The 25,996-nt window shown below is 46.5% G+C and carries 26 protein-coding genes and 1 pseudogene; 12 read left to right on the top strand and 15 right to left on the bottom strand.

The genetic code is table 11. From position 1 onward, the window contains the following. Positions 1 to 67: 67 nt before the first annotated feature. The 3 genes from ACJJIQ_RS08085 to ACJJIQ_RS08075 form a co-directional block, all read right to left on the bottom strand. The gene (locus ACJJIQ_RS08085; RefSeq protein WP_445364268.1) at positions 68 to 490 is read right to left on the bottom strand and encodes a hypothetical protein; all 423 of its coding nucleotides are present in this window, start codon (positions 488 to 490) and stop codon (positions 68 to 70) included. Next, complete coding sequence (locus tag ACJJIQ_RS08080; RefSeq protein ID WP_445364267.1) at positions 474 to 1,277, bottom strand: CLCA_X family protein; 804 nt, start codon at positions 1,275 to 1,277, stop codon at positions 474 to 476. The genes ACJJIQ_RS08085 and ACJJIQ_RS08080 overlap by 17 nt, the downstream gene beginning before the upstream one ends. 105 nt (positions 1,278 to 1,382) lie before the next feature. Beyond that, on the bottom strand, positions 1,383 to 2,264 hold the full coding sequence (locus tag ACJJIQ_RS08075) for a LysR family transcriptional regulator (RefSeq protein WP_108733243.1): 882 nt from the start codon (positions 2,262 to 2,264) through the stop codon (positions 1,383 to 1,385). Between the two features lie 122 nt (positions 2,265 to 2,386). Here ACJJIQ_RS08075 and ACJJIQ_RS08070 point away from each other — a divergent pair, with 122 nt between their 5' ends. The 3 genes from ACJJIQ_RS08070 (at position 2,387) to ACJJIQ_RS08060 (ending at position 4,175) form a co-directional block, all read left to right on the top strand. After that, positions 2,387 to 3,061, top strand: a complete 675-nt coding sequence (locus ACJJIQ_RS08070; RefSeq protein WP_445364266.1) for a type 1 glutamine amidotransferase domain-containing protein — start codon at positions 2,387 to 2,389, stop codon at positions 3,059 to 3,061. A gap of 60 nt (positions 3,062 to 3,121) precedes the next feature. Next, positions 3,122 to 3,574, top strand: a complete 453-nt coding sequence (locus ACJJIQ_RS08065) for a DMT family transporter (RefSeq protein ID WP_445364265.1) — start codon at positions 3,122 to 3,124, stop codon at positions 3,572 to 3,574. A gap of 301 nt (positions 3,575 to 3,875) precedes the next feature. Beyond that, positions 3,876 to 4,175 carry a putative quinol monooxygenase gene (locus ACJJIQ_RS08060; RefSeq protein WP_445364264.1) on the top strand — a complete coding sequence of 100 codons (300 nt, stop codon included), beginning with the start codon at positions 3,876 to 3,878 and terminating at the stop codon, positions 4,173 to 4,175. Positions 4,176 to 4,314: 139 nt separating this feature from the next. Here ACJJIQ_RS08060 and ACJJIQ_RS08055 read toward each other — a convergent pair whose 3' ends face one another. The 3 genes from ACJJIQ_RS08055 to ACJJIQ_RS08045 all read right to left on the bottom strand — a co-directional run bounded on the left by ACJJIQ_RS08055 (position 4,315) and on the right by ACJJIQ_RS08045 (position 7,089). Beyond that, entirely contained in the window at positions 4,315 to 4,836 is a 522-nt protein-coding gene (locus ACJJIQ_RS08055; protein ID WP_444913061.1) for a MaoC/PaaZ C-terminal domain-containing protein, read from the bottom strand. Positions 4,837 to 4,918: 82 nt separating this feature from the next. Then, positions 4,919 to 5,767 (bottom strand): HpcH/HpaI aldolase/citrate lyase family protein, encoded by an 849-nt coding sequence (locus ACJJIQ_RS08050; protein WP_445364263.1) that lies wholly within the window; start codon positions 5,765 to 5,767, stop codon positions 4,919 to 4,921. Between the two features lie 8 nt (positions 5,768 to 5,775). Next, on the bottom strand, positions 5,776 to 7,089 hold the full coding sequence (locus ACJJIQ_RS08045; protein ID WP_445364262.1) for an acetyl-CoA hydrolase/transferase family protein: 1,314 nt from the start codon (positions 7,087 to 7,089) through the stop codon (positions 5,776 to 5,778). A gap of 528 nt (positions 7,090 to 7,617) precedes the next feature. Between ACJJIQ_RS08045 and ACJJIQ_RS08040 the strand changes: the two genes are divergently transcribed. Together ACJJIQ_RS08040 and ACJJIQ_RS08035 are read left to right on the top strand one after the other, a co-directional pair. Then, positions 7,618 to 8,988, top strand: a complete 1,371-nt coding sequence (locus ACJJIQ_RS08040) for an NAD-dependent succinate-semialdehyde dehydrogenase (protein WP_445364261.1) — start codon at positions 7,618 to 7,620, stop codon at positions 8,986 to 8,988. Between the two features lie 28 nt (positions 8,989 to 9,016). Beyond that, positions 9,017 to 9,652 carry an SDR family oxidoreductase gene (locus tag ACJJIQ_RS08035; RefSeq protein WP_445364260.1) on the top strand — a complete coding sequence of 212 codons (636 nt, stop codon included), beginning with the start codon at positions 9,017 to 9,019 and terminating at the stop codon, positions 9,650 to 9,652. A 10-nt stretch (positions 9,653 to 9,662) separates the two neighbouring features. Here the strand turns inward: ACJJIQ_RS08035 and ACJJIQ_RS08030 are convergent, their stop codons facing one another. The 3 genes and pseudogenes from ACJJIQ_RS08030 to ACJJIQ_RS08020 form a co-directional block, all read right to left on the bottom strand. Next, entirely contained in the window at positions 9,663 to 10,289 is a 627-nt protein-coding gene (locus ACJJIQ_RS08030) for an anaerobic ribonucleoside-triphosphate reductase activating protein (RefSeq protein ID WP_445364259.1), read from the bottom strand. Continuing rightward, positions 10,282 to 12,555 (bottom strand): annotated as a pseudogene (locus tag ACJJIQ_RS08025) (ribonucleoside triphosphate reductase). The gene ACJJIQ_RS08030 and the pseudogene ACJJIQ_RS08025 overlap by 8 nt, the downstream one beginning before the upstream one ends. Positions 12,556 to 12,743: 188 nt before the next feature. Further along, entirely contained in the window at positions 12,744 to 13,634 is an 891-nt protein-coding gene (locus ACJJIQ_RS08020) for a LysR substrate-binding domain-containing protein (RefSeq protein ID WP_445364258.1), read from the bottom strand. A 122-nt stretch (positions 13,635 to 13,756) separates the two neighbouring features. On the opposite strand from ACJJIQ_RS08020, the gene ACJJIQ_RS08015 reads away from it, so the two are divergent. The 5 genes from ACJJIQ_RS08015 (at position 13,757) to ACJJIQ_RS07995 (ending at position 16,812) form a co-directional block, all read left to right on the top strand. After that, entirely contained in the window at positions 13,757 to 14,449 is a 693-nt protein-coding gene (locus ACJJIQ_RS08015; RefSeq protein WP_445364257.1) for an FMN-dependent NADH-azoreductase, read from the top strand. A gap of 158 nt (positions 14,450 to 14,607) precedes the next feature. Continuing rightward, positions 14,608 to 15,015, top strand: a complete 408-nt coding sequence (locus tag ACJJIQ_RS08010) for a hypothetical protein (RefSeq protein ID WP_445364256.1) — start codon at positions 14,608 to 14,610, stop codon at positions 15,013 to 15,015. Then, on the top strand, positions 15,012 to 15,611 hold the full coding sequence (locus ACJJIQ_RS08005; RefSeq protein WP_445364255.1) for an HD domain-containing protein: 600 nt from the start codon (positions 15,012 to 15,014) through the stop codon (positions 15,609 to 15,611). The genes ACJJIQ_RS08010 and ACJJIQ_RS08005 overlap by 4 nt, the downstream gene beginning before the upstream one ends. Before the next feature lie 8 nt (positions 15,612 to 15,619). Then, a complete protein-coding gene (locus ACJJIQ_RS08000) occupies positions 15,620 to 16,408 on the top strand; it encodes a YwqG family protein (protein WP_445364254.1) in 789 nt (262 codons plus the stop codon). 32 nt (positions 16,409 to 16,440) lie between these two features. Continuing rightward, on the top strand, positions 16,441 to 16,812 hold the full coding sequence (locus tag ACJJIQ_RS07995) for a VanZ family protein (RefSeq protein WP_444917156.1): 372 nt from the start codon (positions 16,441 to 16,443) through the stop codon (positions 16,810 to 16,812). 9 nt (positions 16,813 to 16,821) lie between these two features. On the opposite strand, the gene ACJJIQ_RS07990 is transcribed toward ACJJIQ_RS07995, so the two are convergent. The 6 genes from ACJJIQ_RS07990 to ACJJIQ_RS07965 form a co-directional block, all read right to left on the bottom strand. Beyond that, positions 16,822 to 19,254 carry an ATP-dependent DNA helicase gene (locus ACJJIQ_RS07990; RefSeq protein ID WP_445364253.1) on the bottom strand — a complete coding sequence of 811 codons (2,433 nt, stop codon included), beginning with the start codon at positions 19,252 to 19,254 and terminating at the stop codon, positions 16,822 to 16,824. A gap of 2 nt (positions 19,255 to 19,256) precedes the next feature. Further along, positions 19,257 to 20,918, bottom strand: a complete 1,662-nt coding sequence (locus ACJJIQ_RS07985; RefSeq protein ID WP_445364252.1) for a VRR-NUC domain-containing protein — start codon at positions 20,916 to 20,918, stop codon at positions 19,257 to 19,259. A gap of 200 nt (positions 20,919 to 21,118) precedes the next feature. Continuing rightward, positions 21,119 to 21,967, bottom strand: coding sequence for a PhzF family protein (locus ACJJIQ_RS07980; protein WP_445364251.1), 849 nt, complete (start codon positions 21,965 to 21,967; stop codon positions 21,119 to 21,121). Between the two features lie 57 nt (positions 21,968 to 22,024). After that, entirely contained in the window at positions 22,025 to 23,896 is a 1,872-nt protein-coding gene (locus ACJJIQ_RS07975; protein WP_445364250.1) for an anthranilate synthase family protein, read from the bottom strand. Then, positions 23,893 to 24,051 (bottom strand): isochorismatase family protein, encoded by a 159-nt coding sequence (locus ACJJIQ_RS07970; RefSeq protein ID WP_445364798.1) that lies wholly within the window; start codon positions 24,049 to 24,051, stop codon positions 23,893 to 23,895. The genes ACJJIQ_RS07975 and ACJJIQ_RS07970 overlap by 4 nt, the downstream gene beginning before the upstream one ends. A 50-nt stretch (positions 24,052 to 24,101) precedes the next feature. Then, entirely contained in the window at positions 24,102 to 24,512 is a 411-nt protein-coding gene (locus ACJJIQ_RS07965) for an isochorismatase family protein (protein WP_445364249.1), read from the bottom strand. A gap of 293 nt (positions 24,513 to 24,805) precedes the next feature. Between ACJJIQ_RS07965 and ACJJIQ_RS07960 the strand changes: the two genes are divergently transcribed. Together ACJJIQ_RS07960 and ACJJIQ_RS07955 are read left to right on the top strand one after the other, a co-directional pair. Further along, on the top strand, positions 24,806 to 25,228 hold the full coding sequence (locus ACJJIQ_RS07960) for a hypothetical protein (RefSeq protein ID WP_445364248.1): 423 nt from the start codon (positions 24,806 to 24,808) through the stop codon (positions 25,226 to 25,228). Further along, positions 25,198 to 25,842, top strand: a complete 645-nt coding sequence (locus tag ACJJIQ_RS07955; RefSeq protein WP_445364247.1) for a 3-deoxy-7-phosphoheptulonate synthase — start codon at positions 25,198 to 25,200, stop codon at positions 25,840 to 25,842. Before ACJJIQ_RS07960 ends, ACJJIQ_RS07955 begins: the two co-directional genes overlap by 31 nt. Positions 25,843 to 25,996: the final 154 nt, after the last annotated feature.

Here is a 25,996-nt window from a genome sequence, read left to right as displayed (position 1 = left end):
GGTTGTGGAGCAAATTACCACAATGAGCAAAGCCTAAATATAGTTAGTTGAAGAGATGAGTATTCGTTCAGTCATAGCGCTGGGCTGAACTGCTGATGAGCTCCAATAACTTGGCATTGTATGCTTGAGCGTAAAATTTATTGTGTTCGTGCTGCTCGCTATCCAGAGCGTAATCTTCAATATGAAAGCCGGTTCCACATAGCAAAAATATTTCCTGAGGCCTGAACTTAGCGAGCTTACCTTGCAAGTCTTCTTCTAGTATCCCGGGCGTTACATGGCCAACCCCTGGAGAATAAACATCCACGAACTTAGCCCGGTTATGAATGAAATCATCTTCCGCATCAATAAATCCACGCTCCGCAGACAACACGGGATCGCTGGCTATTGCAATCATTTCATAGCTTTTTGAAAGTTCAGCCCACACCCAAGCGACTACACCAGCGAGAAGGGCCGTGCCAAGAAGAAAGGTATTCCTAAGGGTTGACGTCATTGTCTATACCTGTGGAAGCCCTAAGGTTTCGCCCTAAATAGGAAAAATAGGCTGTGAAAGCCTGGTTAATTTTCCTACGTTGCTGCCCCTGTGGATACAGTCCCAACTTTGCCTCTTGGCTAGCCTTTGAGCCTGCAACCAAAAAATTGTTGTTGATACTGGCATCCTGAATAAATGCTTCGAAAGCCCGAGCACTCAGCTCCACAGGCTCACTGTAGTAGACAGAACCATTTGCTTTATCGGCACTGACGGAAGCAGTCACCAAGTCACTGGGGTTATTACCACTCTCATCCAGCATCACAGTTTTAAAGCATGTAAAAAGTAAGTCATTGAGCGGGTGGGGTACTGGAGTTGCATTCCGCAACCAGGCCTCTGAAGCATACATGGTACTGGACGCATCACTGAACGCTTTTTGGGCCAAGTAATGATCAAATGCATGAAACCATTCATGGGCAATAGAGCCAGGTCCTGCGTTCTTGGCGAGAGAAAAGCTCCGGGCAGTAGGGTCATAAAAGGCAGCCATCCCCGGGCGCCCGCCGATTCCATATTGAAAAGACAATGTACCTCGGAGGGATACCAACGCTTCCGGTCCTTGAAGAATGGCCATTAGATCAACAAGTGCATCATAAAAAAGCCCAGCGGCCCGATCGCGCTCCTCGCGAGTGACCCATCGGCCAACAGCAATTGAGCGAAAGCCGAATCGCTTTCTGACATCCACAAACGAAACGGGTTGTCGTTGCTGGGTTGCAGTGTGACCACTGCGATAAAATGCCCTGGTCAGGACCATAATCAATGCCAGTTGATTGGAGGAGGGTGGATATTAATCCTCCGGATTGAAGGCTTGCAAGAAATGGGGAGTGCTTCTATTCCTGCCAACGAACCTAATTGATTTCTATTCAACCCAGTCAGAAAAGTAATCAACCAAATAGTCAATCGCCATTCGCGCTCGCATCGGTAAAAAGCGACGGTTCTGATACACGATCCAGCTACTTGCTCCGCGCCCACAAAAAGATTCCAAGATAGGCTCCAGTAAGCCCTGCTGAATTGAACCACTGAAACTGCTTTTGGGCATATAAGCTATACCCAGGCCTTGCTCACAAGCTTTCACGATCGCATGGGCATTATTTGTTCTCCAGCGCCCACTAACCTTTACGCTTACAGGCTCTCCATTCAGGTCAAAAACCCATTCATCATTGTTAGCCACCAAGCAACTCTGCGTTTTTAGTTGATCGGGGTGATTGGGTATACCATTTTCTTTCAGGTAACTCGGGCTTGCGACGGCCATCATTTGGCGGTCGGCCAGTTTACGAGCAACTAAGCCGGAATCCTCAAGGCGACCATAGCGTATGGCAAAATCAATCCCATCCTCGACGAAATTGACCATCCTGCTATTGAAGTCCATGTCGATTTTCAACCCCGGGTGTTTCAAGCCAAATTCCATCAGGGCAGGGGCAACATATTGCTCAGCAAAGATACCAGCTCCGCTAACTCTTAGTGTTCCATTGAGCTGAAACTGTTGCTGGCTAACCTGCTCATTCGCCTGTTGCAGGCCAATCACTAACTCTTTACACCGCTGGTAATAGGCGGTCCCGGCCTGGGTCAGACTTACCTGACGTGTTGAGCGGGCCAAAAGGGATGAGCCCAAGCGCTCTTCCAGACGGGAGACCTGCCTACTCACATGGCTAGTACTGCAGCCAAGTTGCTTGGCAGCCGCTGAGAAACCTTGGCTTTCTGCCACCGCTACAAACTCGACTATGCCGTCAAAATTTTCCATGTTTCTCAAACTCGATTATTGCCATTCTGCAAAGGTATTTAACAGATTTTACACATTATCAGCAGAAGAGGGACAATCTACAATCCCTCCCCACTGAATGCTGACCAACAGAGGAAAGAAACATGAAGAAAGTACTTATACCAATGACCAACCACGCCACCCTTGGTGAAACTGACCAGGCAAATGGCACCTACTCACCTGAGTTGACTCACGCGATTCACGTATTTATGGAGAGTGGTCTCGACTATGACATCGCCTCTATTAAAGGGGGGAAAGCACCACTCTATGGCACTGATATCGAAGGTGACGACATCAACCAAAAGGTGCTTAATGATTCAGATTTCCAAAACCGTATCAATAACACCATCCCTATGAGCCAGCTGAATACTGCAGACTATGATGCAGTATTCTACCCCGGCGGATTTGGTCTGCTTTCTGACTTGGCAACTAACGACGACTTCGCAAAGCTAAGTGCCGAGATCTACGAAGAGGGTGGCACATTGGCCGCAGTGTGCCACGGCCCCGCTGGTTTCCTGCCTATCACCCTGAGCAATGGCGAAAAGCTTTTGGCTAGCAAGTCTGTCACCGGCTTCACTCGTGAGGAGGAGATTGACTTCGGCACCATTAATGACATCCCATTTTTGCTGGAAGAATCTTTGGCGAGGGGCGCTGCCCGCTACAACAAAGTACAACCTTGGCAGGAGTTTGTTATTGAAGATGGGCGAGTGATTAGCGGCCAAAACCCGGCAAGTGCACACGGTGTTGGTGTTGCCATCGCCAAACAGCTTGCCAGCTAGTACATGGCCTGGCCGGCCCCTCTGGGGTCGGCTCATGATTCTAAGTAGAGGTGTCCCGTAGTGCAAAATGCAGTTATCTACCCGTCTCTAATGCTTATTGCAGGCATTGGTATACCGGTAATGGCAACGCTAAATAGTGGTCTCGGTATTAAGCTTGGTAGTTCAGCCCTGGCAACTACACTGCTATTTCTCGTTGGACTTGTAATCTCCGCGGCCTATCTCTTGAAAACGGAGGGGTTACCCAGTGCTGTTTTTAGCAAAGATATTGCCTGGTACTTTTATTTGGGTGGGATTCTAGTAGCTTTCTATATATTGAGTGTGACTTGGGTGTCGCCAAGGTATGGCGTGGGTAATGCAGTATCTTTCGTTCTTCTGGGGCAACTGCTCGCCATCAGCGTTATCGACCATTTTGGGCTACTGGGTCCGCAGCAAACCAGCTTGGATACCAAGCGCCTTATTGGTCTCGCCATGATGGTTGTCGGTGTACTGTTGGTAGTAAAGCGCACGTCTTAAGGAGCCTCTGAATAACTTCGTGATACCTCTGGCATGCAGAGCAGTTCACAATCAAGGTGCGGCTTCGCAGGAATATCTAGACCTTTCAAGAAGTCGCAACGCGGAGTGTGCATCGCTCTGCAAGCCCCGAAGGGCGGGTCTTGAAGGCCACAGCTGCTGCGTTGCCGCTCTTGCAAAGGGCTACGGCCGTTCACGGCGAGCTGCGTCTAACATCTGCAGACTTCAAGACCCGCAGAGGTATTACAGAGTTATTCAGAGGCTCCTTAATTTCACAATACTAATCGTTATGTACTGAGATCATATGACTAATTTAATCGTTATGGCAAAAGTCACAGTCCGCCCACAATATACTTCTCAGGCATCAGCACTTTTAATCGAGCTGGCGTGTAAGTCAGAACAAGAGTCTGGCTGTTTATCCTATAAAATTTTACCCTCACTGGATGAAGGCAATGTTTTCACTACACTAGAAGTTTGGGAGTCTTCTGAAGCTGAAATGATGCATTGGAATACAGATCACTTAAAAACCATCATTGCAAAGTTGAATCCACTTCTTGCTGCGGAGGCAGGAATCGAAAAATATACGGAGATAAAAACTATCTAGCACAACCGTTACTTTATATTGCAACTTTTTGTAATCTTACTTTTATAACATCAATACCTTCCTTTTCATTGAAGTGAGTCTAATCGGACATCGACTTAAAGAAGTGCATATATACCAATGAGATAGCCTTTCTGTTAGGTTATTTTTTGATCTCATAATTAGGAGCGTGGCCTTTCTTATAAACCAGAACTGTTCGCTGAAAGCTCATAAAAGTATCTCCTCGCTGATTAATACCACGGGTTTCTACGCTAACAATACCCTGTGTTGGCCTAGACTTGGATTCACGCTTAGAAATGACCTCACTTTCTGCATAAACCGTGTCACCTTCAAAAACAGGTTTAAGCAGTTTAACTTTGTCCCACTCAAGATTGGCAACAACTTTCTTGCTAATAGTATTTACAGTCATACCCGTGACAATAGCCAATGTCAGAGTACTATCTACTAATGGAAGGTTCCATTCAGTGCTCTCTGCGTAATGGGCATCAAAATGGAGTTGCGCCGTATTCATAGTTAACAGGGTCATCCAGGTATTGTCTGTTCGCGTCAATGTCCTACCTGGGCGGTGCTCGATAATGATACCTTCTACAAAGTCCTCGAAGTAGAAGCCAAAATCTTCGCGATATCGATTGTTGTCAATCTGTTTATAGGGGTTAAATTCCATTTAAGATTGCCTCCTTGATTGAGTGATTGTAAGTTCGCTTGGATATACCCGGAGCACTGGCAGATTTGCGCTGGAGTAGCCTTTAGCTAAGACTATTAAAGTTTGAGATTATTTGCTGAGCCTTAGAATAGATCGGGATATCTATCATTCGGCCTTCATATTGGCAGGCTTTACCTGAGGATTCATTGTAGATACGAACGATTTCCTTTGCTTCCTTATACTGGTCTAGTGTGGGCCTAAAAGATAACTTGATAGTTTTTACCTGTTTAGGGTGAATAGCTGCCTTGCCACTAAAGCCAAGCGATTGAGCCTCATGGAGTTCATTAACTAGTCCACCTTCATCCTTAAAGTTAAAACAGGGGGAGTCATAGCAAGCTATCTGTTTGAGTGCGGCAGCTTCGACCATTTTCATACGCGCCCATATGAGTGCTTGTGGGGTGCATTCACAATTCAGATCGGCTGCATAATCAGCGGCTCCAAACATCAAACCTTGCAACTTTTCAGAACTACAGTTAACGATATCATATAAATTGGATGTTCCTTGAGCGGTTTCAATTAAGGCTATAATCGAAATATCCTTATAGGCTTCGCTCAAGAGCTCACTGATAAGGTTGATATCATGTTGAGATTCTGTTTTCGGATAAAGCACCACATCTATAAATGGCTTTTTATCAATAATTTCGGCCAAATCTTTTATTCCATTGATCGTTGACAAACTATTTATCCGAATTGCACTTATAACACCATTCGAGCTTGGCCTTGAATAAAAATCGATCGCGATATCCCTGGCACTATCTTTGTCCTCCACTGGTACGCTATCTTCAAGATCAACGATTATTCCATTCGCCCCAACTTCAGACGCCTTAGCAAAGCGTTTCGGTTGGTTTCCAGGGGTGAATAACAATGCGGGGAAAAGCTTTAAATTAATCATTGTATCGCTCAAATAAAGTTTTGCTCTTTGGCCTGCTCCAATAAGCTCTTACGGAATTTAGGGTGTGCAATTTCAATCAAGGCAAGGGTCCGCTCTGTGGTTGATTTCCCCATAAGTCGGCAAGATCCGTACTCGGTTACCACGTAATCGATATCTAACCGAGAGTCTGTGGTGATAGATTTCAAACGTGGAACTATCCTGGAGGTTTTACCACGCTGTGCCGTTGAGCTACTGGCCAGAATAGTCTTCCCATTTTTTGAGTAGTAAACTCCCCTCACGAAATCCAGTTGCCCGCCAACACCCGAGAATTGATGTCCAATGAATTCCGCATTGACCTGTCCACTGAAATCAATCTCAATAAATGAGTTAACTGAAATCATATTATCGATCTGGGCTATTATTTGGGGTTCATTCACATATGACACGGGCAGGCAGAACATAGATGGATTGCCATCTATAAAGTCAAATAGTTCTTTGTTTCCAGCTGCAAAAGTGAATACGCTCACATGAGGGTTAATTGTCTTTCGGGCATTAGTTACTGCTCCAGACTTAATAAGCTTAATCATACCTGGTGTTATTACCTCGGTATGAATGCCCAGATCTTTCTTTTTAGTTAGTTGTTCACAAACTGCATTCGGAATAGCACCAATACCCATTTGGATAGTTGCGCCATCAGGTATTAACGGAACAATGTAGTCACCAATTTTCCTATCTAAATCGGTAATCTCTTTTGGAGATTCCTCCGCTAATTCCATAGTGTTTTCAACAATGGCATCCACTTCACTAATGTGCAACAAGGTGGCCCCCGCTGTACGTGGCATATTTTTATTCACTTCCACAATTAATCGATTTGCGTGGCGCGACAACTCAATAGCATAATCACCATTAGTACCAAAATTGAAATAACCATGCTTATCCATCGGCGCCACAGTTACCAGGAAAGCATCTATTTTAACTTGCTCTCTGATTATTTGAGGGTATCGACTAAAAGATATAGGGACATAGTTAATATATTTTTCCCCTTTTGAAAAACCAGCATTTGCTAATTTAACTTCGTCTTTAGTTAGCATTGAAGAGTAAGGCCTTACCCGGTCCATTAGATCTTCTTGAAAAATAGTTTCCGTCGCGACCTTCCCACAACGCATATAATAGACTTTTAAATGTGTAATAAATCCATTTCGAATATGCTTCTCTAGTGCTGAAAGTAGGGCTGGTGGGCTAGCGGTGCGCATGCCGATAGAAATAACGCTATCGTCTGGGATTAAATTAACTGCTTCTTCAGGTGTTAGCTGTTTCTTTTTATACAGGGCGTTGTTATCCATAGCAGATTAACCGATTATTTGGCCACACTGTGATCCTTGAAGCGGCTGCTGTCGCTCTTACGGTCCTGTTACAAAGGCGCTAATAAGCAGAAAACGTTCATAGACCTGCAATCAAGCGCTGATAAGGAAGTAAGAGCTACTAAGTCCTGCGATTATAGTTTGTGAATTAACACTTGTTTCAAAAGGGCTAGTGGCTTAACGATGAACATCATGCAGCTTGTTTGAGCAGATTCGATTCTATGTAGTCGGTATGTTCTAAAAGCTCTGCAGTTGATCTTTATGCCACGGTGGTACTCATAAAGTACCTAAATCTCTTAATGGTGTTCCATTAGCTTTAAGTGCTATTCACCAAAGATTACTGCCTATCAGCTGTCTATAAGAAAGAATGATGTGACTTTAGCTGATCCATCAAGCAGTGGTATGCCAAACCTCAGCAACTACACTTTTGCAAACACTCGTAGATGCCGCACTGGTACTATTCCAAATAGTTCTTTAGCGGTTCCTAAAGCAACCGTTGGAAGTCTATTCATGACAAAGTCAAAACGTCCACTGATTTCCGTCAACCCCTTGAACGGTAAAACTCTGAAGACTTATCACGAAATGTCAAAAGAGGATCTCGACAAGGCGATCGGTCGCGCAGACAAAGCCTTTGTAAGTTGGAGAAACCGAAGTTTTAGTGATCGAGCAGTGATACTAAAGCGTGCAAGCAACCTATTTGAGGAGCGATCCGAAGAACTTGCCCGCCTGATGGCGTTAGAAATGGGTAAGAAGCTCAGTGATGGTCAAGGTGAATTGGCACTTTGTGCTGAAATTTTTGACTACTACGCCGAAGAGGGCGAAAAAATCTTAGCTCCACAGCAGCTTTCCACCCGCGAAGGGGAGGGTACTTTAGTCTTCCAGCCCTTAGGAGTGGTCTACGGCATCCAACCATGGAACTTTCCCTTCTACCAACCGGCTCGCTTTACCGCCGCCAACTTGATCGCCGGCAATGTTGTACTTACTAAACATGCCTCTAATGTTCCCCAGTGTGCCGAAGCCTTCGCACAGCTGTTGTTTGATGCAGGGGTACCGGAAGGAGTCTATACCAATCTACCGATCACATCCGGTGGGGCTGCCTCCATTATTGATGACGATAGGGTCAAAGGAATCTCATTTACTGGCAGCAATGCCGCCGGTGCAATGGTTGCAGAGCAAGCTGGCCGCAATGTAAAGAAAACTGTTATGGAGCTGGGCGGTGTTGATCCATTTATCGTGCTCGAAGATGCGGATATGGATTTAACGATACAGCGATTTGCGGAGGGAAAGCTGGGCAATTGCGGGCAGATATGTTTGGCTGCGAAGAGAATCATTCTAACTGAGCCCATTGCTGAAGAATTCCTAGACCGAGCTACCAAGCTGTTCCAAGCGCTGAAACCCGGTGACCCTCTTGTAGAAAGTACAGATTACGGTCCGTTATGTACTGAAAAGGCCGCTGAGCAACTGGAGGATCAAGTCAGCAAGTCCGTTAAGGCTGGCGCCCAACTGCTAGTGGGGGGTAAGCGCAATGGCGCATTTATCGAGCCGGGTATATTAACTGAAATACCCGCTGGTTCCCCGGCAGCCGTAGAGGAGTTGTTCGGCCCCATCGCTTGTGTTTGGGTAGTTCCCGATGAGGAGGCAGCGGTTAAGTTGGCCAATGATAGCTCCTTTGGCCTGGGTGGTTCTGTCTATACCCAGGACCATGAAAGAGGCCGCCGTGTCGCGGAACAGTTGGAATGTGGTACTGCCTTCGTTAACCATGCCGCTTCAAGCTACGCCAGTATGCCTATGGGAGGAGTGAAGAAATCCGGCTATGGCCGGGAGCTGGGAGAACTAGGTATTAAAGAGTTTGTCAATCAAAAGCTGATACGGTACTTCTAAGTAGCGCAATATAGACGTGGGTAGAGCAATGAAAGTACTTGTGGCGGGTTCTAACGGTGCAATCGGTCAAATCCTTGTGGGTAAACTTGTCGGCAAGGGGCACGAGGTAACCGCTATGGTCCGCACGGAATCACAACGAGATAATTTTCGTAGTACAGGTGCGCGCCCCATTCTTGGAGATCTGACAAGGAAGGAGTCCCTAAACAATGCGGTAAAGGGGCAAGATGCAGTCATTTTTGTTGCGGGCTCCAAGGGTAAAGCATTGGAGTCTGTGGATCGGGATGGTGCTATCCATCTTTGTGATGCAACGAAAAGCGCGGGTATATCGCGCTTTATTCTATTGAGTTCCATTTTTGCCGGGCGATCAGAGCAGGGGCCTGAAAAGCTCCAACCCTATCTAAAAGCCAAACATATAGCGGATGAATATGTAAAAAAAAGTGGCCTCGATTACACGATATTGAGACCTGGTGCCCTAACTGACACCTTGGGAACGGGGTTAATCAGCATAAGCGATTTATTTGCGGGGCCAGACATAGAGATCAGCCGAGCCGATGTTGCAGAGGTAATTACCTCTGCGCTGGATGAGCCCAAAACAGTCGGTGCGGTTTTTGAATTCATTGGGGGCGAAACCCCGATTCCTGACGCATTAGCACAGCTAAACTAGGTTTTATCATTCAAGTTAAGAACCTCAACGTCTGATCAATCGCTTGCTCACTATTGCAGCGCTGGATCTCCAACTTTTCAATACCAATACCGCTAAGTTTCTCCCGTATTTGATTCAGTTCAGCATCAGTTGTGAGGCTCGGATGCCTGGTAAGGCGCACTTGCAGAGGTATCTTGGACTGAGCGAGAAGCTCCGCACATTGCCAAGGAGCCGCACCACTGCCATCAACACCCGTAATGGAAGGGTAGTTTTCCGGCATTGCTTTGATATCCAACCCCACCCAATCAAGACTTTGGATCAGGCGTTCCAGCCTGCGGGGGTAGATTCCCGCAGTATGAAGCCCGACCTTGAATCCCAGATCCTTAACTTGGGCAATCGCAGGTTCCAGGGCATTCTGGGCGGTGGGCTCTCCACCGGAAAACACAACGGCATCCAGCAAGCCCCGGCGACTGTCTAAAAATGTGAGGATCTGATCCCAGTCATAGGCACTGGGTGCTCGCGCAGGCAGTAGATCGCCGTTATGGCAGTAGCGGCAGCGCCAGGGACATCCCTGGCAAAAAACCACCGCTGCCAACTCGCCGGGGAAGTCGATTGCCGTAAACGACGTGAATCCACCGACACGTAACTTATTACTCATAAGTTTTTAGTGCATTCCTGCTGTTGTCCGCCACAAAGAACTGGCGCTCCCTGTGCTCTGATTGTTTTCCCGGATTCCAAAATGAAACTGGGCGGTGGTACCCCATTACCCGGCTCCATACCTCGCAGCGGGTGCGATCTTCTTCTCTCAATAAAGTATCTTGTTGGCTCATGGTCTTTCTCCTTGAAAGTATGGTTTAGTCGCTACAACAGGAATGCTCACGGGCCAGGAGAGCTTCGTCGCAGCGTGGGCAGAATTCGTGTTCGCCACTCAGATATCCATGGACCGGGCAAATAGAAAAGCTCGGGGTCACGGTGATATAGGGCAGGCGGTAGTTTTCCAGAGCACGCCGCAATAAGCGGCGGCAACTATCGGCATCAGGCAACTGTTCGCCCAAATAAAGATGAAGCACAGTGCCACCGGTGTAACGGGATTGGAGGGATTCCTGTCGGGCCAGGGCCTCGAAGGGATCATCGGTAAAGCCCACTGGTAGCTGGGATGAATTGGTGTAGTAGGGCGCTTCACTACTACCTGCCTGCATAATATCCGGGTAACGTTTGCGATCTTCGCGGGCAAACCGATAAGTAGTGCCCTCTGCCGGAGTTGCCTCCAGATTGTAGAGATGCCCGGTTTGTTCCTGGAATTCAGTCATGCGCATACGGATATGGTCGAGTAATTGCTCGGCCAGTTCTTTCCCATCTTCCGTAACCACACTTTCGTTGTCGCCACTAAAGTTTCTCAGCATTTCATTGATGCCGTTCACCCCGATCGTGGAGAAGTGGTTGCGCAGTGTCCCCAGGTAGCGGCGAGTGTAAGGAAACAGACCTGCATCCATATGCCGTTGGATGACTTTCCGTTTCACTTCAAGTGAATCACGGGCAAGTATCAGCAGTTTGTCCAGTTGGGTGAGCAGAAGCTGCCAGTTTCCTTTATAGAGATATCCAAGGCGGGCACAGTTGATAGTTACTACGCCGAGCGAACCTGTCTGTTCGGCGGAGCCAAAGAGGCCGTTACCGCGCTTTAACAATTCACGTAGATCAAGCTGTAAGCGGCAGCACATGGAGCGAACCATGTTTGGGCTCAGGTCTGAATTTATAAAGTTTTGGAAATAGGGCAGACCGTAGCGAGCGGTCATGGCAAACAGCCGCTCAGCATTTTCGCTCTCCCAAGGGAAATCCTGACTGATGTTGTATGTGGGAATAGGGAAGGTGAATACCCTACCGCGCGCATCCCCCTCGCTCATGACTTCGATATAGGCGCGGTTGATTAGATCCATTTCCTCTTGCAGGTCGCCATAGGTGAAAGGCATTTCCTGACCGGCAATCACAGGCACCTGCTCGCGCAAATCCTGGGGGCAAACCCAGTCGAAAGTGAGATTAGTAAAAGGGGTTTGGGTGCCCCAGCGGGATGGCACATTCAGGTTGAAGATCAGTTCCTGAATGCACTGGCGTACGGTCGCGTAGTCCAGCTGGTCCTTGCGCACAAAAGGCGCAAGATAGGTATCGAAAGAGCTAAATGCTTGCGCGCCCGCCCATTCGTTTTGCAGTGTTCCAAGAAAGTTAACAATCTGTCCGACCGCGCTGGTCAAGTGGGCCGGCGGTGCCGATTCGACTTTTCCCGGAACACCATTCAACCCTTCATGTAATAGGGTGCGCAGCGACCAACCTGCACAATATCCAGCCAACATATCTAGGTCGTGGATGTGTAAATCGCCATCCCGATGTGCTGCGCCGATCTCAGGGGAATAAACATGATTTAACCAATAGTTGGCAATCATTTTACCTGCGCTGTTCAGGATCAATCCCCCTAGGGAATATCCCTGGTTCGCATTGGCTGCAACTCGCCAATCCGCTTGCTCTAAATACTCTTCAATAGAAGCACCGACATCCACCAGTGTTTGCCGATCAGTGCGCATTTGCGCATGCCGCCCCCGATAAGCGATATAGGCGCGGGCAGTATCAATGTAATCGTTATTGATCAATACCTGTTCAGCAATATTCTGAATCTCTTCAATATCAATGGGCTCACCACTATCAAAGCGGTGCTTGATCACTTTAAGGACAGATTCGGTAAGTTGTTCCGCTTCCTGTTGATCAAAAGATTCCGTTGCCTGGCCAGCACTGAGAAGAGCCAAAGTGATCCTGCGAGCATCAAAAGCCAGTGTCCTGCCATCTCGCTTACGCACCAACAGTTGATCTGAACTTACCTGCGAAATCTGTTCTGAAGCTGGTGCGGCTTCGCTGTCGGGTATAGCGGTACTGGTCATCGGACTTCCTCACAATTTGTGGGGAGAGCATATCGAAGAGACAGGAACGCCAATTGATCCAGATCACTATATATGGCACATTGGTTAATAGACGAGCACAATATGTTGTGCTCTTGGTGTGAGCTTAGATTAGGTACATACCTACTCTCGGCAAGTCCGAAGGCGAGTTCAGTGCCAGTCGGATGTACCTAACTATAGGGAGAATCGCGAAGTGCTTCCTTCAGCCAGGTTACGAAAGCCAACACATTTCCATTTCTTGAATGGCGGCTAGGTATTAATGCGGAATAGGTAAATCCCTCAATCCCTGAAAGCTTGGAGTCTCCTCTGTAGGGGACCAGCCATTGATTGCGCAAAGGATTTTGAACAAGAAGCGAACTTACTAGCGCAATACCCTGGCCAGCCAAGGCGGCCTGGATTACATGATGCTCCTGGTCAAACTGCCGCACCCGAATGCCATCAAGTTTTCTTTTGAGGAGAGTTTGCCAGTTCAGCGGTGGAAGTGATGAGTTGACCCATTTTGTTTCCAGAAGTTGAGCTTCAGAAATATCCCTAATCTGAGTCAGGTAGCTTGGTGCAGCGTAGGCACCGATTGTTTCGGTGGCCAAGTGGAGGGCATTTTTTGTACTTTCATCATAATTCCCGTACCGAATAGCGATGTCGATGCGTCTATCTCGCTCGATATCACTCACTTCTTCCCCGGTCACTACTGAAACAATGATATCTGGAAATTTCTGATAAAAATTCTCCAGATGGGGCACAAGCCACATAGCAGCAAAACTTGAAGTCGTACTAACGGTCAGTGTTTTCTTTGAACACGTTATTTCACTCACCGTTTCAGTGAGCTGCTGAAAAATTTGAGAGGTAGTTTGAGCGAGCATCTGCCCTTCACTGGTCAACTGCACGGCACGGGTTTTGCGCTCGAATAATGTTGTACCCAGGGATTCCTCTAAACCCTTTATCTGATGTGATACGGCTGTCGGCGTTATAAAGAGTTCTTCCGCAGCTCTCTTGAAACTGCCCAGTCTCGCGGCGGCATCGAATACTTTGAGGGCGTTGAGGGAGGGCAGGTTTGGGTACACCGATCAGAATCTCTTATAGATGAGTTTTCCTCATCTATAAGAAGAAATAACTCGTTTGTCAAGGATACTCCCCAGCATCACCATAGATGAACCTTCAGGCGGTTTAGTAAAGGTTCCAGACTATGAAAACACTATTACATATTGACGCTAGTGCACAGAAGTGGAGCGGCTTAGCAGCACCACAAGACAGTGCGAATATCCCCAGGCATACCTCAATCTCCAAAGCAGTTGCCGCGAGTTTTATAAGCAGCTGGCTAGAAAAGAGGCCTAAAGATAAAGTTATCCATAGAGATGTCGGTTTAAATCCACCAGGTTTTATTAATCAAGATTGGATTGCCTCGGTTTTTACGCCTGAAGCGGATCGCACCAAGGAGCAACAGTCCTTGGTCGCGCTTTCTGACACCTTAATTGATGAGCTATCCCAGGCGGATATCATTGTTATGTCCACTTCGATGTATAACTACGGCATGCCTGCCGCACTTAAGGCCTGGTTCGATCAAGTTGTTCGTATCAACAAGACGTTCACCTTCGATTTAGACCGTGGTGACTTCCCCTTAGAGCCTATTATGTCTGGCAAAAAGCTGGTGCTAATCACCTCTGCCGGGGAGTTTGGCTTTGGACAAGGAGGAATCCGTGAGCAAATGAATCACCTGGGGCCACATATCCGAACCTTAAGCCACTATTTGGGGGTTGAGGAGTTTCATGAAATCAATGCAGAGTACCAGGAATTTGCTGATGAAAGGCACCGGGATTCGATTAAACGAGCTTTCCTCAAAACCCAGGAGTTAACCGCAACGTTGGCTAACTGCCTTTAAAGTTTGCCTACCAAAGCTAGCTTGTCTCCCCAATGAAGTGGCCAGCGGCTTGTCAGAGTGGTATCCCGATACTTACTATGCGGAATGGGCGCAAATAGCGTCTTTGTCAGTTCTCAATTTGCACTCTGGTACAAAAGTAAATAAGTATCTGAGGATTCATGAAGCAGCAGGTATTTGGCAATTCATCAGAAGACAAAGCGAATATTACCTTAGCCTCTGGGAATAATTGCCGGTTGATCAGGGTTCGTAGAGACTTAATACCGAATTACCACCTCTTGGTTTTTCCAAAATCCCAGGGAGAGCCAAGTAAGGAGGAGGTTAGTGAGATGGTTTCACTTGGCATTGAGCATGCTAAAAGCGCTGCCGAATCAATAGTCGATGACCCAGAAGCCTATACTCTCCTTTACAGTGGTTATAGTGCTCGAAGGGAAAAAGGCTGGCATATTCATATCGTATTATTGGGGAATCGATGGAGAAAGGCATGGCTTTATTTGGTATTGGCAGGGAAAAACATTTTACAAGCTACGGGTTTACGGAAAGATGACGCTCCGGGGATTAGCCAATGAACCAAAATAGATGGCTCAACCTAATGGGGGCACTCAATCTTCCTGAATCCCTTCAGTGCTTCGAAAAGTTGGTTTCTTCGTATGCAGAGAATCACAGGCATTATCATACAGGGCATCACATTGATGCGATGCTGAAGCACTTTGATAAAGTTGCAGAGCTTGCCGAGCACCCCCATGAGGTCGAGCTGGCTATCTGGTTTCACGATGCGATTTACAAGCCTTTTTCCTCTAAGAATGAAGAAAACAGTGCTCTATGGGCAAAAAAGTTCCTGATCGATTCCGGGTATTGTCCCGCAGGAGTGGATAGGGTGTACCAATTGATTATGGCAACCTGCCACAATTACACGCCAGTTAGTATTGATGAAAAGCTAATAATCGACATTGACCTAACGATCCTGGGTGCCAGCACAAGCGCTTTCGAAGCATATGAAAAACAAGTCCGTAAAGAGTATCGGCTGGTACCGATTATGATTTACAAAAAGAAACGCAGGGAACTATTAAGGGAATTTTTGTCTCAAGAGAGGCTTTATCACACTGATTACTTCTATAAGAGATATGAAAAGCGTGCCAGGGCGAATATTGAAGGGTGTATATAGCGTTGTTATTGAAAGAACTTAAAGCGGTCGGTCTTGAAGCTTTTTTGAATGAAATAGAATCGCTGTGTGTTGAATGTACTACCGCTGAATTGTCTTCTGATATTATTGAGCAGGGCTCATCTAAGATTGGGGGGCACCCTGATGTCCCTGCTGACTTTGAGTGGCCATTCTATCGAGGTTTGCCTTTGGAGTTTCTCCTTCAGCTCAATTGCGCAGAAGTCAATTCACCTATCCTGCCATCGGCAGGCTACTTGCTCTTTTTTTACTGTGATGGAGTTTGGGCGGATGTGCGAGGTGAGAAAGATTTTATACGGATAATCTATATCCCGGTTGATGTAGCACTCTCGAATCACCAGGCCCCCGGTATCCATAAAAAGCGCTTTTGGGGACTGTTAAAGCCAAAGAGACTACCTTCGATTTATCCTGAAAGTAAAATATCGTTCAAGCGCTCTTTTTCCCTTCCAGATTTAGGCGAGTATCCTTATGAAGAGTTAAAGATATTTGATGAAGATGATTATTTGCTTGATGCATATTGCACCCTGAAGGAAAACCTTACAGGATCAAAATTACTCCAAATTTCTGGTTATCCCAATCCAGTACAGTACGATGGTATAACTGAAGATGCGGCAAGGGTTATGAGTAAAGGCAAAGCTGAAGATTGGCAGTTGCTATTGGAACTCAATAGTCTTGGTGGCTTTATGTGGGGAGATGCAGGAAGATTGTATTTCTCCATACACAATGAAGACCTTGCGCAGCTGAAGTTCTCAGATGTTTGGATGCAGATGCAGTGCCACTAGGCTAACAATGTAACCCTAATTAGTAGGAACTAATGATAATTCAACTTCCCTTAAGGCTCGTCTACAACTACTGGATTCTGCTAACAGTGGTGTTTTTGTGCATTATTACGAGCCTATCCCTGTTTCCGCTTCCCGAAGTACCCAATATACCCGGCACCGACAAAACCAATCACTTAATTGCCTATAGTGCACTGATGTTCCCCGTCGCCCTACGCAGGCCTAGTTACTGGTGGCTAATAGGGTTATTTTTTGTGCTGTGGAGCGGTGGCATAGAGTTACTTCAACCTTACGTGAATCGCACAGGTGAGTGGTTGGATTTCGCGGCTAATACGGCAGGGATATTGAGCGGCACACTTATCGCTTGGGTGCTGGGAAAATTTGGGCTGAGGGAGTACAAATCCTAAAAACCTGGATTAGCTCAAGCTCCAGAACTGCTCCAAGTTGCCCGTTAATTGATCGGTGTTGCGACAAACCGCCGGTTGCCAGTGCTCGGGGAAAAGCTGCCAATAAAAAGGTTCTGAAAAGCGGCTATCTACCAGAATGATCACACCTTTATCAGATTCGGAACGTATAACCCGACCGGCAGTTTGCAGTACGCGAGTCATCCCTGGATAGCGGTAGGCGATGTCAAATCCATGGATGCCAGTGGTTTCCGCAGCATCGCGCTGTAGCTCCCGCTCAACATTAACTTGCGGGAGCCCAGTACCGACGATAATAGTGCCAACCAGCTTCTCCCCAACATAGTCAATGCCTTCACCAAAGATGCCCCCCATAATGGCAAACCCAAGGCTCTTGTTACCTTCGTTGAATCCAGACAAAAACTCAGCGCGCTCTGTCTCTCCCTGTCCCGGCAGCTGTTGTAACAAGGACACTTCCGGGAATCTCGCCTTAAAACTCTCAGCAACTTGCTCCAGGTAACGATAAGAGGGAAAAAATACCAGGTAATTTCCTGCGCGGCTGTAAAAGGTACGGGAAATAATGTCGACGAGGTTCTCTATTGAGCGGTCGCGGGCTTGGTAGCGCGTATCTATATATGGGCACAGGAAAACGCCCTGTTGCTGCGGCTGAAAAGGCGAGGGCAGTCTTAGGTAGGGCGACTCATGCTCTACACCCAGCTGACTATATATATAGCTGGCTGGGCGCAAAGTCGCAGAGAAGAGTATAGCGGCTTGGTTTTGCTGGTAGGATCGCTGTAAAAACTGTGCAGCATTTAAACAAAGTAGCTTAATTTCCTGCTCCTGCCAGGGAGCATCCCGGTCAATCACCCGTGTGACGACTTTATGCTGATCGGAAAGCTCCTGCTCAATAACGGCGTAACGATAGACAGACCTTAACCACTCCGCTATTTCTTCCGGGGGCGACTGAGAGCTTTCCATAAGTTGGCTGACCGTGGAGAGCACTTTTTGCACGGCTCGGGAAACCGGTTCTGGATGCTCTGCTTCACCTGTTGCTGCAGTGACCCAAACTTCACCCCCTTCAAAAGTACTGCGGCTTTGAGCTACACCAACTTCTCGCAATTTTTTGATCCAATTTTCAATTGCCCGAACCAGAGACTGAATACTTCTCTGCAATGTCGGAGAGTGCCCTTTGCAAGCATTAGCTGCGCGGCGACTATCACGGCGGGATAACTTTGCACTGTACATTTCCTGGGCGCGGTCGATCAAATTGTGAGCTTCATCAACTAATAGTGCGCGGCGATTGCGCTGGTCCTGAAAACTGACCAGGCGTACCAAAGGGTCAAACACGTAATTGAAATCACATACCACCAAGTCTACCCAAGGCAATATTTGAAGGGAGAGTTCAAAGGGACAGATTTGCTGCTGATCCGCCACATCAGCAATCTCTTTGGGAGTTAACTGGGGCCGGCCGAGCAGGGCATCCATTGCAACTGGAAGTCGATCATAAAACCCTTTTGTTCTCGGACAGATGCCGTCATCATCACGGGTACAAAGCCCCAGGTTACAGGCACAGGTTTTTTCCCTTGCTTGAATTTCAAGTAAAGATAACTGCAAACCACTCGCCTGAAGTGCCTCAATGGTTTTCCGCACCATTTGCCGACCGGAATTCTTTGCTGTCAGGTAAACCAGCTGATCCAGCTTTTCCTCGCCAATTGCCTTTATGGCTGGGAATAGGGTGCTGATTGTCTTGCCGGTTCCCGTGGGTGCTTCAGCCACCAGCTCACCACCGTCCCGGAAACACCGGTAGGCTTCCACTGCCAGTTGGCGCTGGCCGGGGCGGTATTGTGGGAAAGGAAAAGCGAGCTGTTTCGCCGTTTCAATAAGCTGCTGCCGATGTTCCTGCCAAGCCCTGTGCCAACACAAATATTTTGTGAGAGCCTCAAGAGTGAAGGTCTCCAGCTCACTAAAACGGTACTCTATGCATTCTGGATAGGACTTGCGCTCCTTGAGGTTATACCAGACAACTTGCAAGGCGACTGTATCTGTACCACCTGTAGTGCCTTCATTGACCAAGTGGCAATAGCCGTAAATTTTTAGCTGAGCCCAATGCAATTTCTTGGCGGCTTCGGGCAACTTCGATGGAGGTAAATAAGTGGTCTTAATTTCATCCAGTTGAGCCGGTTTATGCAAATCACTTTTCGGGTGGAAAATGTCAACCCGGCCGCTCAAAGTAACCTGCTGTTCCATCCAATCTATTTGGGCCTTGAGCTTGTATTCTGCCTCAGCGCCTTTGGGCCGCTGACTTTGTAGCTTCTGATGAGCCCGAATCCCTTCCTGGGCAGAGGGCCCTGAAGTTGGTTCCCGAATCAAATCTCCGTTGCGGCAGGAAAAAGCGACTAGCTCTCCCACAGAAAGATTCAAAATCTCAGCCGACTCTAAGCTATCCAAAGCTAGCGCCACTCCACATGAATTACCCGATGAGGGATCGCCTCTTCAGCAAAAAACGTCAGCCAGCGTTCTTGGTTTTTTTGTAAGCGATCCCCAGGACCTTTAACCTCCACGAGTTCATAGTGGCCGGAGGGAGTAAAGCAAATAAGGTCTGGCAGCCCATTTCTATTCTGTGTGATGTCACTGAGCATGCGAGTAAAAATTGAACGCCAATGACTTGGTGGGATTCTATCCAGCGCCTCCTCAAGTAGTTCTGTAGACAAAGGCTCCCAAGTAACCAAAGGGTTGGCAATACCTTGTTTCTCAGCAAAGGTAGCGAGGACACGGGACTTCAAAGACTCATGCTCTATTTCAGCCAATCGCTGGATGAATAGCGCTTGACGGGAATAGTAAAAATCCGCGGTGCGAAAATCAGCTGGGGCTACCTGGAAGGGATTGAAAAAAGCACCAGGCACAGGTGCAAATAGTATGTCCCAAATATAGAGGCCCAACACACCGGTGAATAGGGTGTTCTCTACATAAAAACACTCACCACCGCTAGAACCTTCAAGGTGCTCTGCCACCAGTAGCTCAACACAGCTTTCCCCCTGCGCCAAACTTATCACTTCAGTGGGGGCTTGGATTTTATGAGGTGCCTGCCAGTTGTTGAGGCCTCCACTTCGTTTGGCTGTGCGGTAACCAAAGCTAAGAGCAAACTCTCTTTCTGCTTGGTCCATAGGGGAAGCTATTATTTCCTCGCATATTTCCAATGCTAGAGTGTCGCACCCTTGCTTTACGGCAATTCGTGCGCGGCGCTCACGGGCGGGAGGGGTTTTACAAAGTTGATATAGTGCATCGGCCTGCTCAAGGGCATTGAGCCGCTCAAGCTGTCGTGCCAACTTAAGACGTATTCTGTCCAGCCGACGAGCCAGGGTTGAGTCACCATCGATACCTTCTGGCAGTTGAGCAGATAAGGCCAATATGGTTTCCGCATCTTCCAGTAATGGCTCTTCTAACAGCTCCAGGCATTGGTAGTAAAGCAGATACTGATCAACTTGCGAGCGGCTTTGAAAGGGGAGATTTTGCTTATCCAGTGGATAGGATTCATACCGATAAAGCCCAAGATCCCGCAATACATAGTCGGTAAGATCCTGATTCAAGTTGCCAAAGTAACACAGTTTGAAAGTCTGGAAATGCTCAGCACCCTGGACGGCTAGTACCTTGTGCTGAGAAAGCAACTTCACAAACCAGTCACTCGAACTGGAGTCTTCAAGCAATAGTTGCTCGAGGGAAGGCCGGCTTAAAGACTTAGAAGCCCCCAAAGGACAAGCTGCAAGTAATTCAGCTTTAGTAAATAAGGGGAGATACTCCTGTTTCGTCAATACTGGGTTACAAGAGAGTAATTCAGCGTGACTCAAAGTAGTAGCCGCATTTTCAATGCTATCTATTTCGTAGTAGTTAAGCTTCTCCAGCCGGAAAAGACCGCCGCTAGAGGAGGGCACTCCTTTGCGAGATAACAAGCGTACATACAGACGCTGGCTATGGATATCCAACCCTTGGAAAGTTTTGAAGAAATTTTGTTCATCCTCGGTCAAAAGCGAATAATAATGTTGGTGAACAAACTCAATTAACGCTTTGAAGTTGTCAAGGTAATATCCAGCTGGCAATTCTATCGGTTGGGCCATGGTTCAGGAGCAAGCTTTGCGATTTATCTTTCATTGATCCAGCATATCGGTATCCTATGGCGTGATATGCAAATAATGAGGTTAAAGTTGTTTTATAGCTGTATGGTTATACAGCACAAATGGACAAATATCCATACACCGATGCCTCCAAATTTCCCTTGCGAGGTTACGTGTTAACTCTGGGCTCTAAAGTCAGCAACTTAAATCACATAGGAACCCTGAGCGACTTCAATAGCATTACCACCTGCAAAGATTTGATATTTTTCACTGCTCTTTTGTGCCATCCCTTCTAGTTTTGAAGGGTGACCCATTTCAACACCCTGCCGAATCTCGATCATCTGTCCAAAATCGATGAGTCCATGTCGAGCAAGGTGCAACGCAAGTGGACCTGCAGCAGACCCCGTGGCTGCGTCTTCTACCACCCCATATGCTGGAGAAAACATGCGCACCCGCCATGTTACTGGCCCTTCTCGGCAAAAGCAGATGGCGGCCATATCTTTATGCTTGGCTAGAGCCCTTTGATCTGGGTTGAGCAGGGAAAGTGACTCTAAATCCTCAACGCCTACAAATACATGACATGGCCCTACATCATATTCCTCAACAGGCAATGTACTATGTAGCAAGCCCAAAGAATGTAGTAGGTGTTCTTCTCCTGGATATAGCCTAATCACCGGTGATGGCTGGCACATATCTATATGAGCAATTTGAGTATCCTGTTGGTGGGGTAGTTGCTGTACAGAAAAAGGAAAACTTCCCTTTATGGTTTCGATATGTAAACTGGATTTACCTAAACGGTGAGAGAGTGCAAGCGCGGTCCCCAATAGTGGATGGCCCGCAAAGCCAAGTTCATTTACAGGAGTAAAGATACGAACACGCGCATCGCCACTGAGCTTTGGACGCAGCACAAAGGTGGATTCAGATAGTCGCATCTCAGCAGCAATTCGCTGCATGATACTACTATCAAGATCGTCACAGCTAAAGAATACTGCGACAGGGTTTCCCGCTAACGGCTGATCACTAAATGCATTAACAATGGCATAATTGTGCATAAGTTTCTTCGTCCTCCTTAATCGAGTCTGATTGACCCGTTTAGTTGTGACTTCAGGCTAACTGATTACTCGCAAAATAGACTCATAGAGTATCCTCGGGCCGTCGATCGTGAGTACTGATTCTGGATGAAATTGCATGGAGGAGAAGCGAGGGCCTCTTAACCCAAAGACTTGCCTTGTATCTCGGTCAAATGCTACATCGATCTTACCAAAATGACTGTCTAGTACGTTAGCGGTGGCCTCTGCTGTAAACGTATTATAAAATCCTACCGTTTCCTTCTTAGCGAAAAACGGTATTGTTTTCTGTACCCCCTGATTAGGGCGCTTCAACTGGGCAATCTGAAATCCAAGCATGGTACAGAGAATTTGATGCCCAAAACAAATAGCAACAAATGGTTGGCCTTGTTCCAAAGCATCCAAAATTAGTTTACGGCTATTAATGACTCGTTTATCCGTTTTATCACGTGGGTCGCCAGGTCCAGGGCCAATCACAAGCAGTTCGCTAGAATCCGCTTGGAAGGGGGCTGAATAGTGAGATAGACATGTATTGAATCCCATAGTACAAAGCTGATACCTCATCATTGAAGTGAATGCATCTTCGTTATCGATTAACACTGCATTATATTTACCTGCCTTAAAATTTCTTACTGCATCAGGTTCAGAAAGGTCTTCAAACCAGAATGAGGCCAAGCGTTGGTTGTATTTCAGCAGAGCTTCATTGACTTGGTCGTCTTGAAAAACTGGTGGCATGTGCCCACTTAAACCCATCGCACTCTGCAGAGCTGCCGCTTTTGCACGGGTTTCCGCTGTTTCAGCTTCGGGTTTTGATGTTCTGAGCAGCGTTGCCCCTAACCCCATAGACATTGAGCCTTGGTGGTCAACTTCTAGAGTCCTAATCAGAATAGTTGAATCTATAGTTGGCTCTACAGATGAGCCTCCTATCAGGGCGGCAAAACCACTATAGTAACCACGCCCTTTAGTTTCATATTTAGCGATAATACGAGTCGCATTTTCCAAGGGACTACCGGTTACTGTTGGAGCAAACATAGACTCCTTCAAAATGTCAGCTAGAGGCAGGGATGAATGTCCTTCCAAGCGGTACCCTGTGTGTGCTAAGTGTGACATCGGAGTCAAAAATGGCCCATGGGTCTTTACATCAGTGTCACAAATTCTGGTCATCATTTTTAGCTCTTCATCGAGCACCATAGACAGTTCATCTTCCTCCTTTTTATCTGAAAGAAAGCTAATCCGTCCCTCACGAGTTGGTCCAGAAGGCGGAAAGCGATAGGTTCCGCTAATCGGTGTCATGGTTACTCGGTACCGGTCCAGGGTTATATGCCTTTCTGGTGAAGCGCCGATGAGCGTGATATCTTGGCACTTAATGAAGAATATCCAGTAAGCCCCTTTTTCTTGCTGCAATAGGTGCTTGAATATTGTCAGCCCTGATTCACATGAGTAATTGGAAAATAGTGCTTTAAACTCCCGCCGAATAACGAAGTTAGCACCTTGGCCACCGCCTATTTCTTCTTCTATGATTTGCTTTACGATTTGAGCGTATTGATCGTCAGGTGGAAAGAACTCTGTTTTACTAAATTTTCCCGGCGTATCAGGTAAGTAATCGAGAGCACTGTAATAGGATACTTTCCTGTGCTGTGTAATCTTGAAGGCAATGAGAGGTTTATGGTCATCAATGGCACAGTAATCTCGCTCGATGATCTGCCGATAAGGGGCTATGAGTAAAGTTTTTTCAGATTTAGACTCATTACCTCTATTCAATATTTTTGTTAGATCATTTAAGTTATGAAGGTGGACTTCTTCGCCCTCAAGGACATCGATATCCGGTGCTTTCTCCGGCCTAAATAGCAGGGCAAATGACTCTTTTTCTGAGCCATGCCGGAGTAACGTCGCTAGAGATGAATCGATATTCATATTACTACTTTGTCCGCTGGCAGTACGTATGCACAACATTTGGAGGCATATCTAAGCATTTGTTTGTGTTCAGCAAAGGAAAAGTCTGCAATGGCATTTTGCACCAAGAATACTTCAATATCTCGCGAGTAAGCATCCAGTGCAGTAGTTAGAATTCCTATTTTGGCGTAAACTCCACAAATAATTATTTGATCCCGTTTTTTCTCTAAAAAATATCGCCAAGTCTAGAGGAAAAGAAGGCGCTATAGCGCCACTTATCTAAAACGTCATCTTCAGGATGAGGAGTCAAAGGGGAGGCGATTTTAGTATGTGAGGGGGCCGCACTCATACCATGTCCCCAAAAATCGAACAGCAGCCCCCGCTCTTCAGGAGTCATATCTCCCTTTTGACCTGTGTAAACTACTGGCACAGAATTTTCCCTAGACCAGGAAATTAGTGCACTGCAATTTCTTACAAGTTTTTCTCGCATAGAATGTGGAATAGGGGTGAGAAAATAGTCTTGCATGTCATGCACAAGAAGCAACACTCGAGAAGCATCGATCTCCCATGGAACATTGTTAGCTACTGATAAGGTAGTTGAGTCAAGGTCATAATTCCTAATTGTGGGTATTGCCATCTGTACCTCTACAGCTTCAGAGTTAACCCCTTTCTTGGTTGAAATTATAATTTGAGATCAGCAGTTAAACGAAACCGACCTATTTAATCTGCCCGGTTATATTGATTACTATTTATATACTGAGACAAGATCCTTATCAGATTGCGTAACATTTTTACTTCTTTATTGTCTAATTGAGTGTGTTACTTGAATTTGGTTTAAACGATGTTTTAGTTCCCTTCAACTATGTAGAATCATCTTGATAACCCTACTACTAAAGGCTAAGAGTATCCAGATCCTCTGAGGAGGAAGGCATGAATCAGTCCCCTAACGTAGAACCAATCAATTTGCTGACCATACAAGAACTTAAGAAGAAATACCCCATATCGGAAGATATCTCTAAGTTTGTAGATTCGACCCGTAGAGTTATTGAGAAAATACTTCTTGGGGAGGATCATCGTTTATTGGTTATTGTGGGCCTATGTTCGATCCACGACCCTGACGCTGCGATGGAATATGCTTCACGCCTCAACGAAAAAAGACATTTATACACGGATCGCTTGGAAATTGTCATGCGTGCATATTTCCAAAAACCACGCTCCGTTGTAGGCTGGAAGGGCTTGATATTTGACCCGGAATTAGATGGCAGTGGAAAAAAAATGTTGGACTTGAACTCGCACGTAAGCTTTTGCTGTCTATTAACCAAATGGGATTGCCAACTGGAACCGAGTTTCTAAATGTAGTCATAAGTCAGTACATCTCAGATTTTATAAGCTGGGGAGTTATCGGAGCGCGCACTACAGAGAGCCAGACACACAGAGAGATGGCGTCCGCGTTTCCATTCCCAATAGGATTTAAAAATAGCACCGACGGAAATACGCATATTGCGATTGATGCGATACGAGCTGCACAAAATCAACATTCTTTTCCTGTGCCAGATAGAAAAGGAAACCTAGTTATCTTTAGTTCTGCTGGAAATCCACACGGCCATGTTGTAATGCGAGGAGGGAAATCACCAAATTTCTATTCCTCTGATATTTCCAATGTTTGTAAAAACTTAACTGAGCACTCCTTACCTGAGCGTTTGGTTGTCGATTTCAGTCATGGTAATAGCCGTAAGATTCATCACAAGCAATTAGATGTTGCCAAGGATATTTGTCGGCAAATACATGAAGGCTCCAACTACATTGCCGGGGTTATGGCTGAGAGCTTTCTGGTTGGAGGGGAACAAAAATTGGAAGATAAGAAGAGTTTAACGTATGGCCAATCAGTTACCGATCCATGTCTCGGGTGGTCCGATACAGAGAAATTACTATCTATGTTAGCGGACGCTGTAGACAGCCGCTTCTAACCATCCTAAAAAACTCTCGATGGTGGAGAACGGTTTTAGTACTGAGTCAGGGTAGTAAGATAGAGTAAGCGAATAATAGACTAAGGCTTTATTCTTAATTTTTTCAGCCATTTTTTCCTATGGCAACTCCCTTGATGCTCATCCAGGCTTGCAG

Source organism: Microbulbifer maximicatervae (SeqCode), from assembly GCF_052468295.1.
Note: the sequence above shows the minus strand (reverse complement) of the source record. Positions and strands in the feature narration are given on the sequence as shown.